15 protein-coding genes are annotated in these 14,793 nt (G+C 64.4%); 8 read left to right on the top strand and 7 right to left on the bottom strand.

The window, feature by feature from the left end; all coding sequences use genetic code 11:
* Position 1 precedes the first annotated feature (1 nt).
* Both ACF07D_RS01355 and ACF07D_RS01350 read right to left on the bottom strand, forming a co-directional pair.
* A complete protein-coding gene (locus ACF07D_RS01355) occupies positions 2-1,252 on the bottom strand; it encodes an SAM-dependent methyltransferase (protein WP_391503617.1) in 1,251 nt (416 codons plus the stop codon).
* 71 nt (positions 1,253-1,323) lie between these two features.
* On the bottom strand, positions 1,324-1,764 hold the full coding sequence (locus ACF07D_RS01350; RefSeq protein ID WP_391503616.1) for a DUF4190 domain-containing protein: 441 nt from the start codon (positions 1,762-1,764) through the stop codon (positions 1,324-1,326).
* Between the two features lie 196 nt (positions 1,765-1,960).
* Between ACF07D_RS01350 and groES the strand changes: the two genes are divergently transcribed.
* The 3 genes from groES (at position 1,961) to guaB (ending at position 4,809) form a co-directional block, all read left to right on the top strand.
* The gene (gene groES / locus ACF07D_RS01345) at positions 1,961-2,257 is read left to right on the top strand and encodes a co-chaperone GroES (protein ID WP_042544383.1); all 297 of its coding nucleotides are present in this window, start codon (positions 1,961-1,963) and stop codon (positions 2,255-2,257) included.
* 78 nt (positions 2,258-2,335) lie between these two features.
* Positions 2,336-3,268: an EamA family transporter RarD gene (gene rarD, locus ACF07D_RS01340; RefSeq protein ID WP_391503615.1), complete on the top strand. Its 933-nt coding sequence runs from the start codon at positions 2,336-2,338 to the stop codon at positions 3,266-3,268.
* 38 nt (positions 3,269-3,306) lie between these two features.
* The gene (guaB, locus tag ACF07D_RS01335; RefSeq protein WP_119281487.1) at positions 3,307-4,809 is read left to right on the top strand and encodes an IMP dehydrogenase; all 1,503 of its coding nucleotides are present in this window, start codon (positions 3,307-3,309) and stop codon (positions 4,807-4,809) included.
* A gap of 37 nt (positions 4,810-4,846) precedes the next feature.
* Here the strand turns inward: guaB and ACF07D_RS01330 are convergent, their stop codons facing one another.
* Both ACF07D_RS01330 and ACF07D_RS01325 read right to left on the bottom strand, forming a co-directional pair.
* A complete protein-coding gene (locus ACF07D_RS01330) occupies positions 4,847-5,230 on the bottom strand; it encodes a helix-turn-helix transcriptional regulator (protein ID WP_119281486.1) in 384 nt (127 codons plus the stop codon).
* A 36-nt stretch (positions 5,231-5,266) separates the two neighbouring features.
* The gene (locus tag ACF07D_RS01325) at positions 5,267-6,208 is read right to left on the bottom strand and encodes a cation diffusion facilitator family transporter (RefSeq protein ID WP_391503614.1); all 942 of its coding nucleotides are present in this window, start codon (positions 6,206-6,208) and stop codon (positions 5,267-5,269) included.
* Positions 6,209-6,355: 147 nt separating this feature from the next.
* Here ACF07D_RS01325 and ACF07D_RS01320 point away from each other — a divergent pair, with 147 nt between their 5' ends.
* The 5 genes from ACF07D_RS01320 to ACF07D_RS01300 all read left to right on the top strand — a co-directional run bounded on the left by ACF07D_RS01320 (position 6,356) and on the right by ACF07D_RS01300 (position 11,772).
* Positions 6,356-7,477, top strand: coding sequence for a GuaB3 family IMP dehydrogenase-related protein (locus ACF07D_RS01320; protein WP_119281484.1), 1,122 nt, complete (start codon positions 6,356-6,358; stop codon positions 7,475-7,477).
* 2 nt (positions 7,478-7,479) lie between these two features.
* The gene (locus ACF07D_RS01315) at positions 7,480-8,385 is read left to right on the top strand and encodes an SURF1 family cytochrome oxidase biogenesis protein (protein ID WP_391503613.1); all 906 of its coding nucleotides are present in this window, start codon (positions 7,480-7,482) and stop codon (positions 8,383-8,385) included.
* A 10-nt stretch (positions 8,386-8,395) separates the two neighbouring features.
* The gene (locus ACF07D_RS01310; RefSeq protein WP_255809375.1) at positions 8,396-8,884 is read left to right on the top strand and encodes a DUF3817 domain-containing protein; all 489 of its coding nucleotides are present in this window, start codon (positions 8,396-8,398) and stop codon (positions 8,882-8,884) included.
* Positions 8,881-10,464 carry a glutamine-hydrolyzing GMP synthase gene (gene guaA, locus ACF07D_RS01305; protein WP_255809376.1) on the top strand — a complete coding sequence of 528 codons (1,584 nt, stop codon included), beginning with the start codon at positions 8,881-8,883 and terminating at the stop codon, positions 10,462-10,464. The genes ACF07D_RS01310 and guaA overlap by 4 nt, the downstream gene beginning before the upstream one ends.
* Before the next feature lie 174 nt (positions 10,465-10,638).
* A complete protein-coding gene (locus ACF07D_RS01300) occupies positions 10,639-11,772 on the top strand; it encodes an NYN domain-containing protein (RefSeq protein WP_391503938.1) in 1,134 nt (377 codons plus the stop codon).
* Between the two features lie 21 nt (positions 11,773-11,793).
* Here ACF07D_RS01300 and ACF07D_RS01295 read toward each other — a convergent pair whose 3' ends face one another.
* The 3 genes from ACF07D_RS01295 to ACF07D_RS01285 form a co-directional block, all read right to left on the bottom strand.
* Positions 11,794-12,783: an aldo/keto reductase gene (locus tag ACF07D_RS01295; protein ID WP_391503612.1), complete on the bottom strand. Its 990-nt coding sequence runs from the start codon at positions 12,781-12,783 to the stop codon at positions 11,794-11,796.
* A complete protein-coding gene (locus tag ACF07D_RS01290; protein WP_391503611.1) occupies positions 12,780-13,709 on the bottom strand; it encodes an amidohydrolase family protein in 930 nt (309 codons plus the stop codon). Before ACF07D_RS01290 ends, ACF07D_RS01295 begins: the two co-directional genes overlap by 4 nt.
* A gap of 218 nt (positions 13,710-13,927) precedes the next feature.
* Positions 13,928-14,746, bottom strand: coding sequence for a Bax inhibitor-1/YccA family protein (locus ACF07D_RS01285; RefSeq protein WP_119281478.1), 819 nt, complete (start codon positions 14,744-14,746; stop codon positions 13,928-13,930).
* Positions 14,747-14,793 lie beyond the last annotated feature (47 nt).

Raw genomic sequence — 14,793 nt, 5'->3', positions numbered from 1 at the left:
CTCAGCAGCGTTCGGCGAGCAGCGCAATGTGCCTGTTCGCCGAGCGGCTGAGGATCAGCGTCGCAGCGCCTGAGCCTGTGAGGCGCAGGCGCGTGCGAAGCGCGGCGGGATCCACATCCACGCCGCGCTTTTTGATTTCCAGCCTGCCGATCCCTCGTGCGGCCAGGGCGCGCTTGAGATCCTTCTCGCGTGCGGGGAGCTCCTCGAGGATCCTGAAGACCTGCCCGAACGGCGTCGCGGTCGCGTTGTCGGCGGTGAGGTAGGCGATCCCGTCGTGGATCATGCCGGCGTCGAGCTCCGCAGCGAGCTTTCCGATGAGGCGCGCGCGGATCACCGCACCGTCAGGCTCGATGAGGTACTCGCCGAGCTCGCGGGTATCGGCGTCCGGAAAGTCGGCGGCCGCGCTGAGCTCATGCCAGACCGGTGTGCTGCCGGTGACAGCTGCGCCGCCCGCGGCTGCCGCCCGCCCAGGGTCCCCACGCAGCACAGCTGCCGAGCGGCGGATACCCTGTCTGGCGGCGTCGCCGAACCACAGCCCCATCTCGACGACCTGGCCGTCGACCGAGACCCACTGAGCCTCGGCGTCGTCGGGAATGAGTTCGCGGTCGAGGCCGGGCCCGAGCTTGACGCCCCCGAACCGCACGGACCGTGCGGCGTCGAACGCGAAGGTGAGCGAGGGGGAGTAATCGTCGCTCGAGGCGAGCCTTCGAGTGTCTCGGTGGCCGGCAGTTCGTCGTGCAGGGTCGAGAAACACGGCGTCGGCGGCGCCTGCCCCGAGCTCAGTCGCGTCGCCAATGATCACCTCGTGCGGCGGGGCGCTACCGTGACAAGCCTCGATCCAGGCGGCTTCGACAGAGACATTGTGTGCAGCGAAGTCTGCAGTGAGCGGGTCGAGCTCGACCGCGCGTACTCCGAGCCCCGCGCGCAGAAACGCAAGCGACTCGGCGCCGAGGCCGCAGCCGAGGTCGGCGACCGCTGTTGCGCCGTGAAAACGGCGCGCGTGAAGCTCCGCAACGGAGCAACGAGACGCCTGTTCGAGCCCTGCCTGGGTGAAGAGCATTTCTCCGGCCCGCGGCCCGAACTTCGCTGCTGCTTTCTCGCGCAGCCCGGTCACCGTGAGCGCCGCGGCGAGCTCGTCAGGGGCTACGCCGTCGCGCCGCAGGTGCCGCCCGACGCTGTCAAGGCTGTCACCTGCCTCTCGCAGGGCCGCAGCTGAGGCGAGCAGCTCCGCGCCACGCCGACTCGTGAGCACATCCCATCCAGGAGGGGACGAAGCGGGCCCCGGGCTGGTCGCCCGGGGCCCGTCGCTGCGTGAGCCGCTCACTAGTAGTAGTAGCTCCCGCTCGCTGCCGCGCCGATGATCATGACGATGAAGCCGATGTACATTACGACAAACAACACGCCGAGCGCGATGGTGCAGTACCCGTAGATGACCGCGGTGAGCGCGAGGCCGCGCCCTGCGTCTCCGGTGCGCTTGATCTGGTTCAACCCAAGGTGCCCGAAGATGATTCCGGCGATGGGCGCGATGAACGCAAGGATGATCGCCACAAGCGCGTACGTGTTTGTGTCCTTGACGGTTGTGCGCTGCGGGGTGGCTGCTGCAGCCTGGTACGCGTAGGCGGGCGTCTCGTATCCGTACTGCGGCGCGGCGGTGCTTGCAGCGTCAGTAAGCGGCGCCCCGTGCGGCAGTTGCTCTGTCGGCTGTTCGGAAGCCGGTTGAGGCTGGTGCTGGGCTGGCACTGTGGGGTCGGTGGTGCTCATCATGCTCCAAGTCGTAGTGGGTGTACCACAGAGTGTACTCACTGGGTCTGAGGGGCCTGTGCGGCCGGTGTTCGCTGTCCGCGATTCGGCGCATCAACAGTTGGCACTCACCTTGCATGAGTGCCAACAGGGGTCATAGAATCTCGTACAGAGGCACTCGCAAGAGTGCGAAACTAACAGCTTTGGAAAGAGGTCAACCGTGTCGGTCGCCATTAAGCCGCTCGAGGATCGCATTGTCATTCAGCAGGTCGAGGCTGAGCAGACTACTGCTTCGGGTCTCGTTATCCCTGACAGCGCAAAGGAAAAGCCCCAGGAGGGCAAGGTTGTTGCAGTGGGCCCCGGCCGTGTCTCAGACAACGGCACCCGCATCCCCGTCGACGTGAACGTCGGCGACATCGTGATCTACTCGAAGTTCGGCGGCACCGAGATCAAGGCCGCTGGCGAGGAGTACCTCGTGCTCTCGAGCCGCGACATCCTCGCAGTCATCGAGCGCTAAGCATCGCTGAACGAGCCGGGGCCCGCCAACGCGGGGCCCCGGCTTTTTCGTACCCGCCAGTCGCCGTAGACTGTGAAGGTGAAGGACACTCGTGCTGGCTTAGGGTATGGAATCGGCGCGTATCTGATTTGGGGCGCATTCCCGCTCTTTTTCACGCTTATCGCGGTCGTGAACCCGTTCGAGGTCGTCTCGTGGCGAGTCGTCACGACGCTGCTTGTCTGCGCGGTGATTGTGACGGTGACGCGCAGGTGGCGCCGCGTTGGCAACGTGCTGAAGCAGCCGAAAACGTTTGGGCTGTTCGCCCTCTCGTCGATCCTGCTGTACGCGAACTGGCAGATCTTCGTGATCGGGGTGATCTCCGGCCACGTGCTCGAGACGTCGCTCGGCTACTTCATCAACCCGCTCTTCACGATCCTGTTCGGAGTGATCTTCTGGCGCGAGAAGCTCTCGCGCCTCCAGTGGATCGCGGTCGTCGTCGCTGGCACAGGTGTGCTGTTCTCAGCGATCTCCTACGGCAAGGTGCCGTGGATCGCGCTGGGTCTTGCCCTCTCGTTCGGCCTATACGGCGTCGTGCACCAACGCATCGAAGACGTCGATGGGGTCACGGGGCTCACTGTCGAGACACTCGTCTCCGTGCCGATCGGCCTGACCCAACTGGCAATCGTCGGTTCCGTCGCGGGTCTGAGCGCGTTCTCTCACGGGGGCGTGATTACGGCACTCGTGCTCGTCAGTGGGCTCCTCACAGCGGTTCCGCTCATCCTCTTCGGTGAGGCAGCTCGCAGGCTCCCGCTCACCTATGTTGGGTTCCTGCAGTTCCTCACCCCGGTGCTCGGTTTCCTCTTCGGGTACTTCATCATGCATGAAGAACTTCCCATCGCGCGGTGGATCGGCTTCATTGCTGTGTGGATCGCGCTCATGTTCCTCATCGCCGACATGATCGTGCGATTGCGGCGTTCGCCTAGCGCGGACCTCGCCCATCAGCCTCATACAGGTCCCATTCCCTTAGACTAGATAGTCTTCGACGACGCCACGAGCATTAAAGAGGTTGTATGGAACAGCGTGACCCTTTCGCGTTCACAGGACTCACTTACGACGACGTGCTGCTGCTTCCCGCGCACACCGACGTCATTCCGAGCGAGGCGGATACCTCGACGCAGCTCACGAGGCGCGTGCGGCTTGCAATGCCGCTCATTTCGGCGGCAATGGACACTGTCACCGAGACGCGCATGGCTGTCGCTATGGCGCGTAACGGCGGCCTTGGGATCCTGCACCGCAACCTGTCTATTCAGGATCAGGCGGAGATGGTTGACCGCGTGAAGCGGTCTGAAGCCGGGATGATCACGAACCCGCTCACCACGACTGTCGATGCGACAGTCGCTGAGGTCGACGCGATCTGCGGCGAGTACCGAGTCTCGGGACTGCCCGTCGTTGACTCGGCAGGGATCCTGCTTGGAATCATCACGAACCGCGACATGCGTTTCATCGATCCGAAGGACCGCGCGAATGTTCGCGTGTCCGAGGCGATGACACGAATGCCGCTCATTACCGCACCCGCAGGGATCTCCAAGGACGACGCGGCTGAGCTGTTCAAGCAGCACAAGATCGAGAAGCTCCCGCTTGTCGACGGCGAGGGGCGCCTGACTGGCCTCATCACCGTGAAGGACTTTGATAAGGAGGAGCAGTACCCACTCGCGACGAAGGACGACGCCGGTCGGCTTCGCGTTGGCGCGGCTGTCGGTTTCTTCGGCGACGCGTGGAAGCGCGCTGGCTCGCTGCTTGAGGCCGGCGTCGACGTGCTCGTCGTCGACACCGCAAACGGTGATTCGAAGGGCGTGCTCGACATTATTGCGAAGATCAAGGGTGACCCGGCGTTCGCCGGTGTTGACGTGATCGGTGGCAACGTGGCGACGTACAACGGCGCGAAGGCGATCGTTGACGCGGGCGCAGATGCGGTGAAGGTCGGCGTTGGGCCGGGCTCGATCTGCACGACTCGTGTGATTGCAGGTGTCGGTGTTCCTCAGGTCACCGCCGTCTACGAGGCCGCGAAGGCTGCGACGCCGGCGGGTGTACCGGTGATTGCTGACGGCGGCCTGCAGTACTCGGGAGATATCGCGAAGGCTCTTGTTGCTGGCGCATCGTCAGTGATGATGGGCTCGCTGCTCGCTGGCACTGACGAGAGCCCTGGCGACCTCGTCTTCGTCGGCGGCAAGCAGTACAAGACGTACCGTGGTATGGGGTCACTCGGCGCGCTGCAAACGCGCGGTGAGCGCACCTCGTACTCGAAGGATCGCTACTTCCAGGCGGATGTGCCGAGCGACGAGAAGCTCATTCCCGAGGGCATCGAGGGCCAGGTTCCCTACCGCGGCCCCGTTGGCGCTGTCGCGCACCAGATGGTCGGCGGTCTGCGCCAGTCCATGTTCTACGTTGGTGCACGCTCAGTTGCCGAGCTCAAGGAGCGGGGCCAGTTCGTGCGCATCACTTCAGCTGGTCTGAAGGAGAGCCACCCGCACGACATTCAGATGGTCGTTGAGGCGCCGAACTACCGTAAGTAGGGGAGCGCCCACTGCCTGAGCCGAGGGCCGCAGCGAATCAGTGTGATTCAGCTGCGGCCCTCGTGCCGTGTACGGGGCACAGCGCGACGTTGTCGCCCGTGAGGCCCAGCAGTCGCTCGGCGGCCGTGAGAAGCTCGGTGATGGCCTCGCTGTGAAGCAGTGAGTACACCGACGCCCTGCCCTGCGGGCGCGACTCGACGAGGCCAGCGTCTTTCAGGCGGGCGAGGTGCTTCGAGACTGTGCTCTGCGAGAGCCCCAGATGATCCGTGAGCTCGACTACGCGGTGCTCTCCGAGTTGCAGGTGGCGCAGAATCACGAGGCGCGACGGATCGCTCAGGCTGTGGAACAGGCAGGTCGCTGGAAGCAGCATCTCAAGTTCTTTGGCCCTATCGCCGTCTGATGTTTCTACAGTGATCGCCATCTCTCGATGATACCGCTCGTCGTGCGTGATCCCTGGTTACGAGGTCGTACCCGTGCCTGCGAGCTCGCGGTGCAACTGCCCTTCATGTTCGAGGTGGGTCGACTCCTCGAGCTGGAAGGTGCAGTGCTCGATGCCAAAGTGCTGCCGCATTGTGGCGGTGAGCTCGTCGAGGAGTCGTGAGTTGTCGGTGCCGGCACTCGGTACGACATGGGCAGACATGACAGACACCCCGCTCGTGAGGCCCCACACGTGCAGGCTGTGAAGAGCCTCGACTCCCTCGGTGGCAACGATTTCGCCCCGCACCTCGTCGATATCGATGTTGTGAGGTACGCCCTGCATGATCAGGTTGACCGCCTGCTTCAGGAGCAAGAAGGCTCGCGGCAGGATGATCACTCCGATTGCCGCTGCCGCGATTGCATCACCGCGGTTCCATCCGAGCGTGACGTTGAGCACGCCTGAGATGATGATCGCCGCAGCGCCGATCCCGTCGCTCATGACCTCGAGAAATGCGGCCTTGACGTTCAGGCTCTCTTTCGCGCCGCGGTTGAGAATCACCAGGGACGCCGCAGCGCCGATGAGCCCAACGATCGCGAAGGCGATCACGCCGCCACCGGCGACGTCGGTGGGGTTGAACCACCGCTCGACGGCTTCGAACAGGATGTAGCCGCCAAGCCCGAAGAGCAGCAAGCAGTTAATGAGCACCGCGACGATTTCTGCGCGCATGAGGCCGTAGCTTCGCCGCTTGGATGCGGCACGCGTCGCGAGGATCGACGCGATCAGGGCGATGAGGATCCCGCTCGCGTCGACAGCCATGTGCATCGCCTCGGCCGCGAGAGCCAAGCTGTTCGTGACCGTGGCCCCAACAATCTGGGCGGCAATGATCGCCCCGTAGATCGACAGGACAAGCACGAGTCGTCGTCTGTGGGTGCCTGTCGCAGTCTGAAGCGCTCCGGCACCGTGGTCGTGGCCCATTCCCATAGGAGTTCCTCTCAATAGGTAAATCATCGCTTTATGGCGATGATAGCGAACTTTAACGATATTGTCGCCCCGTGTGCGGAATGTGTGGACTGTGCGGACTGTGCGGAACTCAGGATGCGCGGCTCGCGCACCCGATAGACTGTCTGGGTGAGCAACGAGATCGAGATTGGTCGCGGAAAGCGCGCCCGCCGTGTGTATACATTCGACGAGATTGGTATTGTGCCGACGCGGCGTACCCGAGACCCCGAGCTCGTCTCGACCTCCTGGACAATTGACGCGTTCCAGTTCGACATTCCCGTCATCGGCGCGCCGATGGACTCCGTCATGTCGCCCGCGACTGCGATTCAGCTTGGAAAGCTCGGCGGACTCGGCGTACTCAACCTTGAAGGCCTGTGGACTCGGCACGAGAACCCCGAGCCACTGCTTGCAGAGATCGCGCGAGTTGATGACGAGATCGCCGCGGTTAAGCGGATGCGCGAGTTGTATTCAGCGCCGATCAAGCCGGAGCTGATCCGCGATCGCCTCGCGGAAATCCGCGACGCGGGCGTTACCGTAGCCGGCGCGCTCTCGCCGCACCGCACGGCTGAGTTCACTGACACCGTCGTGAAGGCAGGAGTCGACCTCTTCGTCATCCGCGGCAACACGGTCTCTGCCGAGCACGTGTCGGTCGATGGTCGTGAGCCATTGAACCTCAAGCAGTTCATCTACGAACTCGATGTCCCAGTCATCGTGGGCGGCGCAGCAACCTACCAGTCGGCGCTCCACCTCATGCGCACGGGCGCGGCAGGTGTGCTCGTCGGCTTCGGTGGGGGAGCGTCCTCGACGACTCGGGTTACCCTCGGAATTCGCGCACCAATGGCAAGCGCAATCGCAGACGTTGCTGGGGCCCGCACCGACTACCTCGACGAGTCGGGCGGGCGCTACGTGCACGTCATCGCTGATGGCGGCCTGGGCACCTCGGGTGACCTCGTGAAGGCGATTGCCTGCGGAGCTGACGCTGTCATGCTCGGTGCGGCGCTCGCTCGCGCAACCGATGCGCCCGGCCGCGGCTGGCACTGGGGCCAGGAAGCGCACCACGAAGACCTTCCCCGCGGGCGACGCGTCGCCGTCGAACAGATCGCGCCGCTCGCCGAGATCATGAATGGCCCAGCCCACATCGCTGACGGCAGCGCGAACCTGCTCGGGGCACTGCGCCGGGCTATGGCGACGAGTGGCTACTCCGACGTGAAGGAGTTTCAGCGGGTCGACATCGTTCACGCTGAGCGGTAGTCGTGGCCTCGCGCACTCCCGAATACCTCGGGGAGCCGACTCTCGGACAGGTCATGCGGCGGCCCCAGTGGATCGCCGCGCTTCTGCTCGCGATGGTTGTCGCGGCTGTGTTCGCCTGGCTCGGGCAGTGGCAAATGGGCAACGCGATCCGCGACAACGTTGACGACCTCACCGCAACTGAGACCGTCCGCCCGATCGATACGCTCACCGAGCCGATCGCCGGCATCCCAGAGATCGCCGCGGGCGCTGTCGTCTCGGTCGAAGGGACGTTCGTGCCGGGTGACTTCTCAGTCATCGGCGAGCGGATGAACCAGGGAGCCGACGAGAGCGCAGAGCGTCGGCAGGGAGCCTGGGTCGTTGGGCACCTCGTACGCACGGAGTTCGACGACGCAAGCCTAGCCGTCGCAGTTGGTTGGGCGCCGAGCGAGGCTGAGGCGCAGCGCGCGGTTGAGCGGTTGAGCCAGCTCCCGGAAGCAGAACGGGCGCTCGAAGGTCGCTACCTACCGGCCGAAGCGCCCGAGATTCCGAGGCCAGACGCCGACTCGCGCTACATGCGAACGATGGTTCCCGCGTTTCTCGCAAATGAGTGGGAACAGGTTCCCACAGGCCCGATCTACGGCGGATACCTCGTGCTGCACGACGCCGCACAGGCACCCGACCTTGCGAGCGTTGGCCTCGAGCCTATTGACTCTGTCGCGCCGAGCGCGCCCGAGAAGGTGAGCTGGCTGAACGTCTTCTACGCCATCGAGTGGGTGGTGTTCGCGGGCGTCGCACTGTTCCTGTGGTACCGCCTTGCGCGTGACGCGTGGGAGAAGGAACACGAGATCCTGATCCTCACGGCCGAGGCCGAGGCCGAGGCAGCCGCAGCAGAATCCGCCGGTGACTCCGGCGCAACGCCAAAACCATAGAATGGAAGCCATGCAACTCCAGCCCAAGCCCGAGGACTACCCACGTATTCGCCGCTCGCTGCGCGTCTACAAGGTGACCTCGGTCATCACCGGAATTATGCTCCTGCTGCTCTGCGCGGTCATGGTCATGAAGTACGCGTTCAAGGTTGAGTTGTTCCTGTTCACCCCGAATGGTGTCGCCGAGTTTCTGCCGACGATCCCGAAGGGGCAGGAAGCCGAGTTCGTTCGCGAGGGATTCGACCTCTTCAAAGCGATCCTCATCGCTCACGGCTGGTTCTACGTGGTGTACCTCATTGCGAACTTCATGCTCTGGAGCCCGATGCGCTGGAACTTTGCGAAATTCTTGCTGCTCGCGCTCGGCGGCGTGATCCCGTTTCTCTCATTCATCCTCGAAGGGCGCATTGCCCGCGAGGTGACACAGTTTTTGGATGCGAAGGAGTCGGCGATCGCCGACTCTGCAGCATCCGCTGACCCAGATCGCCAGGAAGGCAAAGCATGACAGAAGTAGCGCACGATGGGCATCGGCCCGTCCTCGTCGTTGATTTTGGTGCGCAGTACGCGCAGCTGATCGCCAGGCGTGTGCGCGAGGCCGGGGTGTACTCCGAACTCGTTCCGCACACAATCAGCGCAGACGAGGTCCGCGCGAAGAACCCCGCGGGTCTTGTGCTCTCGGGCGGCCCGTCGTCAGTGTACGAGGAGGGGGCGCCGGCATTTGACGACGCGATCTTCGATCTCGGCATCCCGACGCTCGGCATTTGCTACGGCTTCCAGGTCATGGCGCGCGCCCTCGGCGGTACTGTCGGCAACACTGGCGACCGCGAGTATGGCTCCACCGAGGCGAAGGTTCTCGGCGATGGCGGGGCGATCCTCGGTGGACAGCCTGTTGATCAGCTCGTCTGGATGAGCCATGGAGACGCCGTTCAGCAGGCGCCACAGGGATTTGATGTGCTCGCAAGCACTGACGTCACCCCTGTCGCAGCCTTCGGATCGCCGGAACGCAAGATGTACGGCGTGCAGTGGCACCCAGAAGTGAAGCACTCCGAGCATGGCCAGCGCATCCTCGAGAACTTCCTGCACACAGTCGCCGGCATCCCTGCCGACTGGAACGCTGGCAACGTCATCGCGGAGCAGATCGAGGCAATTCGAGCGCAGGTCGGCAACGCCCGCGTGATCTCGGCGCTCTCGGGCGGCGTAGACTCGGCTGTCTCCACCGCACTCGTGCACGAGGCGATTGGCGATCAGCTCACCGCAGTGTTCGTTGACCACGGACTGCTGCGCAAGGGCGAGCGCGAGCAGGTCGAGCGCGACTACGTTGCATCGACTGGCGTGCGGCTCATCACGGTTGACGCCGCCGACATCTTCCTTGGGCACCTCGCTGGGGTCACCGACCCCGAAGAGAAGCGCAAGATCATCGGCCGCGAGTTCATTCGCGCGTTCGAGAAGGTGCAGCTCGACCTCGTTGCCGAAGCAAAGGCCGAGGGCGAGCCCATCAAGTTCCTCGTGCAGGGCACACTCTACCCAGACGTTGTAGAGTCGGGCGGCGGCGCAGGCACCGCGAACATCAAGAGCCATCACAACGTTGGCGGGCTGCCGGAGGATCTCGACTTCGAGCTCATCGAGCCGCTGCGCGCGCTGTTCAAGGACGAAGTTCGGGCAATCGGCCGCGAGCTCGGCCTGCCCGAGGCAATCGTTGGCCGTCAGCCCTTCCCCGGCCCTGGCCTCGGAATTCGTATCGTCGGCGAGGTCACTCGCGAGCGTCTCGACATCCTTCGTGAAGCAGATGCTATCGCGCGCGCCGAGCTCACCGCAGCCGGCCTTGACGACTCGATCTGGCAGTGCCCTGTCGTGCTGCTCGCCGATGTCCGCTCCGTCGGCGTCCAGGGCGATGGTCGTACCTACGGTCACCCAATCGTGCTGCGCCCCGTCTCGAGCGAGGACGCGATGACCGCTGACTGGACTCGGGTGCCATACGACGTGCTCGCGCGCATCTCGAACAAGATCACGAACCAGGTGCCCGACGTGAACCGCGTCGTGCTCGACGTCACGTCGAAGCCGCCTGGGACGATTGAGTGGGAGTAGTCCCGGGCGTGACGCAGTAGCCCGAAGATCTGCGATGTGAATGCCGGGTGCGCTTTGCACCCGGCATTCGTTTTGCCTATTGCACTGCGTGTGTCTGATGCCGGCCGCTGAGGTTCTGCCGCATGTTCGCTGCCAACACGTGGCATAACCTGCGACACTTGAGGTGTGCTAGATATGCAAAACGGTCGCGTAGCGGTCTACCTCGATTTCGACAACATCGTGCTCTCGTGGTACGACCGAGTGCACGGCCGGAACTCGTTCTCACGTGATAGGCAACACATTGCTGAGGGCGATCGCAGCCCAGAGATCGCTGCTCGGCTCGAGGCCGCGGTCGTCGACGTCGGTGCGATCATCGACTACGCATCATCGTTTGGCACGCTCGTGCTGACGCGAGCATACGCTGACTGGTCCGCGCCCATGAACGCGGAGTACAGGTCGCAGCTCGTTGCACGCGCTGTCGATCTTGTGCAGCTGTTTCCGGCTGCTGCATACGCGAAGAACGGCGCCGACATTCGACTCGCGGTCGACACCGTCGAAGACATGTTTCGCCTCGAAGATCTCAGTCACGTGATCATCGTCGCAGGCGACTCAGACTACGTGCCGCTCGCGCAGCGTTGCAAACGCCTCGGCCGGTACGTCGTCGGGGTGGGCGTCGCTGGCTCGACGGCGAAGTCCCTCGCCGCCGCGTGCGACGAGTTCACGAGCTACGACTCGCTGCCTGGCGTCCAGCCACCACGGCAGCGCGGCGACGACGAGAAGGCGAGGCGCGGTCGGGGGAGCTCCAAGCGCGGGGGTGCAACGGGCGCGACCGACAAGCATGCCGCAGACCTCGCCGTGGGAACTGCGGCTGACACCGCCAGCAACGAACCGGCGTCAGGGGCCGTGATCGACTCAGCTTCGGATCAGGTCTCCGCGCCTGCCGAGGCGAGCCGCTTGGGCAGCAAACGTAGCTCGGCGGTGAAGCAGAGCCAACAGACTCGAAAGGCCGCCTCAGAACCCCACGCCACAGACGCCGATGGCCTCGACGACGACACGCTCGACTCGGAGTTTGAGAGTGAAGAAGAGCGGGATATTGCGGTCACCGGCCTCCTGATCCGCGCGTTGTGGCTCAGCCAAGACACCGACGACTCGGGCTGGCTGTACAGTTCGGCAGTGAAGCAGCAGATGCGCCGGATGGACCCGTCGTTCAACGAGAAGGCGCTCGGGTTCCGTTCGTTCTCCGACTTCCTGCGCTCGCGCTCCGACGTCGTCGAGCTCGAGGAGAGCGGGCACGAGCGGCTCGTGCGCCTCGCAGACCAGTCGGAGTAGCGCACGCGAAGCCTCGGGCAGCTAGTTGAACGCGCGCTCGTCGACGAGTCCGGCCGAGACGAGATCCTGCCAGAGGGCGTCTGGAACCGTCTTCTCGTAGCGCGCGACAGTATCGGGAATATGGCCCTGGCGCGACGCTCCGACGACGACGGAAGCCACGCTGGGCTGCCGCAGCGCGAACGCGAGGGCCGCATCGGGGAGCGAGACGCCGTGCAGTTCGCAGACGTCGGCGAGCGCGTTCGTGCGCGCGACGAGCTCGGCGGGGGCGGCAGCATAGTTGTACTGCGCGTCGGGAGCGGGGCGAGGGGTCGCGAGTAGGCCGGAGTTGTAGACGCCTGCGACCACGACCGAAGCATGTGCAGCCCGAGCGGCAGGGAACAGGTCGGCGAGCGAGGCCTGCTCGAGCAGCGTGAATCTTCCCGCCACCATCACCAGGTCAGCATCACCCTCGGTGATGAACCGGGCGAGCATGGCGGACTGGTTCATGCCTGCGCCGAAGCTTGTGATGGTGCCCTCGTCGCGGAGCCGGCGTAGCGCTGGAACTGCTCCCGAGATTGCCTCATCCCAGTGCTCGTCAGGATCGTGAATGAACGCGATGTCGATCCTGTCGAGCCCGAGGCGCTCCAGGCTCTCCTCAACCGAGGTCAGCACGCCCGCCTCGCTGTAGTCGAGCAGCCGTCGCTTCGTGGCTGGGACCGCGAATCCCTCGGTGTCCTCGCCGGTACCACCGGGATTTGGGCGAATCAGGCGGCCGACTTTCGTGGCGACGACGTATTCCTCGCGTGGGTACCGGCGAAGGGCGGCGCCGAGCCGCTCCTCGGAGAGGCCGAGGCCGTAGTGCGGGGCAGTGTCGAAGAACCGAATGCCGGCGTCCCACGCTGCGTCAACGATCTCATCGACAGTCGAATCGGGCATCGCTCGGTACAGATTGCCGAACTGTGCGCCGCCGAGGCCGAGCTCGGTCAGTTCCAGGCCAGTGCGCGTGATCCGGCGGGAAATGTTGGGGCTCATGAGATCCTTTGCGACCTGTCGCGGCCGGCGGCCGAGTGGGTGGGGGTGCTGTCTGTGCGGATGGATTCGTCAATCGCCGCTGCGAGACCGCTGTACCAGGATCGGGCGGTCCCTGCCCATACCGCAGCTTGCTCAGCGGGGCTCAGTTGGGCGAGGAAGCTCTCGGTGATGGCGACGGCGTCTGCATAGCCTCCTCCAAGGACACTGACCGGCCAGTCACTGCCAAACATCATGCGATCGGGCCCGAACGCCGTGAGCGCAACGCTTCCGTATGGGGCCAGCCGCTCCGCCGTCATCTTGCGTCCGTCGAATGTGAGAAAGCCCGAGAACTTGCAGGCAACAAGATCGTGGGCGGCGATCGCGGTGATCGCCCGCTCCCACTCGGTGAAGTCCGCGTCGCGCATCGTTGGCTTCGCCAGGTGATTGACGATCATGCGGGTCTCCGGATTCGCTGCCGCGAGCCGCTCCGCCGCCCGCAGGTTGGCGGGGGCGAGCAGCAGGTCGAGCGTGAGGTTGCGCTCGCCGAGCGCCCGGGCGAGATTGTGGACTGGCGGGGAGTCGAGGTAGTCAGGGTCGGGATTGTGCTCACCAGCGACGCGCACGCCGGTGAGGTGCTCGCCGCCGGTCCCTTCACGGAGGGCGTCGAGCTTCGCGCCCGCTGCGCCCGTGTCGGTATCGATGTCGATCCATCCGACGACTGCGGCCAGACGCGCATCCTCCGCAGCGAGTGCAAGTACTTCTGGTGTCTCCGCGGGGTCTGGCACTGTCTGGACAAACACTCCGTGAGTGACCCCGGCAGGGGCAGCGGTTGTCGCCCAGTCATCCGCGGTATATGGGCCCCCGATGACGACCTGGGTTGCCTCGTCCATCCAGCTCTGCCGCCGCACTGTCTGATCCCACAGGTGGTGGTGTGCGTCGATTCTCATCGTTGATCCTCCGTGCATGTGTGGTCGCCGTTGGGGCACGATACCCACAATATCGTGTATTGAATCAGCATATCGTGCAGGATTCTTGTGGGGCTGGCGAAACGGGCGGGCGAGGTGAATCTGAGCGCGGCAGGCTTGCGGGCGGAAAGACAACGGTGGCCCGGAGGAAAACTCCGGGCCACCGTTGAATCGCAGGGCCGCGAGACCCGTGGCGCGAACTAGTCGCGGAAGATCGCGATGATTCGCAGGATCTCGAGGTAGAGCCATACAAGCGTGACTGTCAGGCCGAATGCGGCAGACCAACCCCACTTCTCAGGGACGCGGTTCTGCACGCCGTTCTGCACGAGCTCGAAATCCATTACGAGCGAGTAGGCGGCGAGCAAGACTGCGAGGCCACCGATGATGAGGCCGAGAGTACCGCCGCGAAGGCCCCACGGGTCGCTGTTGATGCCGGTGATCATCACGACGAAGTTGATGAGCGAGAACACGAGGTAGCCCGCCATCGCGATGAGCACGATCTTGGTGAGGCGCGGGCTTGTGCGCACCTTGCCGCTGCGGAACAACAGGAGGGTGACGCCGAACACTGCAAGCGTTCCGATCACTGCCTGCGAGACGATGCCCGGGAGGCGAGCCTCGAACGTGCCAGAGATCGCGCCGAGGAACAGCCCCTGCGCAGCGGCGTAGGCGATGATAAGCGGGACGCTCGGCTCCTTCTTGAAGGAGTTCACGAGACCGAGCACGAGACCAGCGATCGCGCCGGGAATCATGAGCGCTGGCATCATCCAGCCGACGGCGCCCAAGGCAAGCACGATGACGAACAGGAACACGGTCTTCGAGATCGTGTTCTCGTAGGTCATCGGGCGATCTGACGGAGTGATGACCGGCGGCTGGCCGGCATTCGAAGCCGACTCCGCAGGCACGTCGACGCCAGGGCGGTTCGTCGCCGCCGCGGGCTGATCGTAGATACGGTGCAGCTCCTCGGCGGTGAGGGTCTTCCCGTTCAGTGCCGGGTTGTTGCTGAGTGCAGGATTGCTCATTCGCTGGGACCTTTCGAAGCGTAATCGGGCAATAACTCAAGTGTATA

It is taken from the genome of Leucobacter sp. NPDC015123, from assembly GCF_043080205.1.
In the GTDB taxonomy this organism is placed as follows: domain Bacteria; phylum Actinomycetota; class Actinomycetes; order Actinomycetales; family Microbacteriaceae; genus Leucobacter; species Leucobacter aridicollis_A.
The sequence above is the reverse complement of the archived record's forward strand: the minus strand, read 5'-3'. Positions and strand labels throughout refer to the sequence as shown.

Bases quoted from the DNA above. Each gene is read 5' to 3' on its own strand.
- ACF07D_RS01285 (WP_119281478.1), bottom strand. From the start codon at position 14,746: ATGAGCAATCCTGCACTCAGCAACAACCCGGCACTGAACGGGAAGACC.
- guaB (WP_119281487.1), top strand. From the start codon at position 3,307: ATGGAACAGCGTGACCCTTTCGCGTTCACAGGACTCACTTACGACGAC.
- ACF07D_RS01300 (WP_391503938.1), top strand. From the start codon at position 10,639: ATGCAAAACGGTCGCGTAGCGGTCTACCTCGATTTCGACAACATCGTG.
- ACF07D_RS01310 (WP_255809375.1), top strand. From the start codon at position 8,396: ATGCAACTCCAGCCCAAGCCCGAGGACTACCCACGTATTCGCCGCTCG.
- ACF07D_RS01350 (WP_391503616.1), bottom strand. From the start codon at position 1,764: ATGATGAGCACCACCGACCCCACAGTGCCAGCCCAGCACCAGCCTCAA.
- ACF07D_RS01325 (WP_391503614.1), bottom strand. From the start codon at position 6,208: ATGGGAATGGGCCACGACCACGGTGCCGGAGCGCTTCAGACTGCGACA.
- guaA (WP_255809376.1), top strand. From the start codon at position 8,881: ATGACAGAAGTAGCGCACGATGGGCATCGGCCCGTCCTCGTCGTTGAT.
- ACF07D_RS01330 (WP_119281486.1), bottom strand. From the start codon at position 5,230: ATGGCGATCACTGTAGAAACATCAGACGGCGATAGGGCCAAAGAACTT.
- ACF07D_RS01290 (WP_391503611.1), bottom strand. From the start codon at position 13,709: ATGAGAATCGACGCACACCACCACCTGTGGGATCAGACAGTGCGGCGG.
- ACF07D_RS01295 (WP_391503612.1), bottom strand. From the start codon at position 12,783: ATGAGCCCCAACATTTCCCGCCGGATCACGCGCACTGGCCTGGAACTG.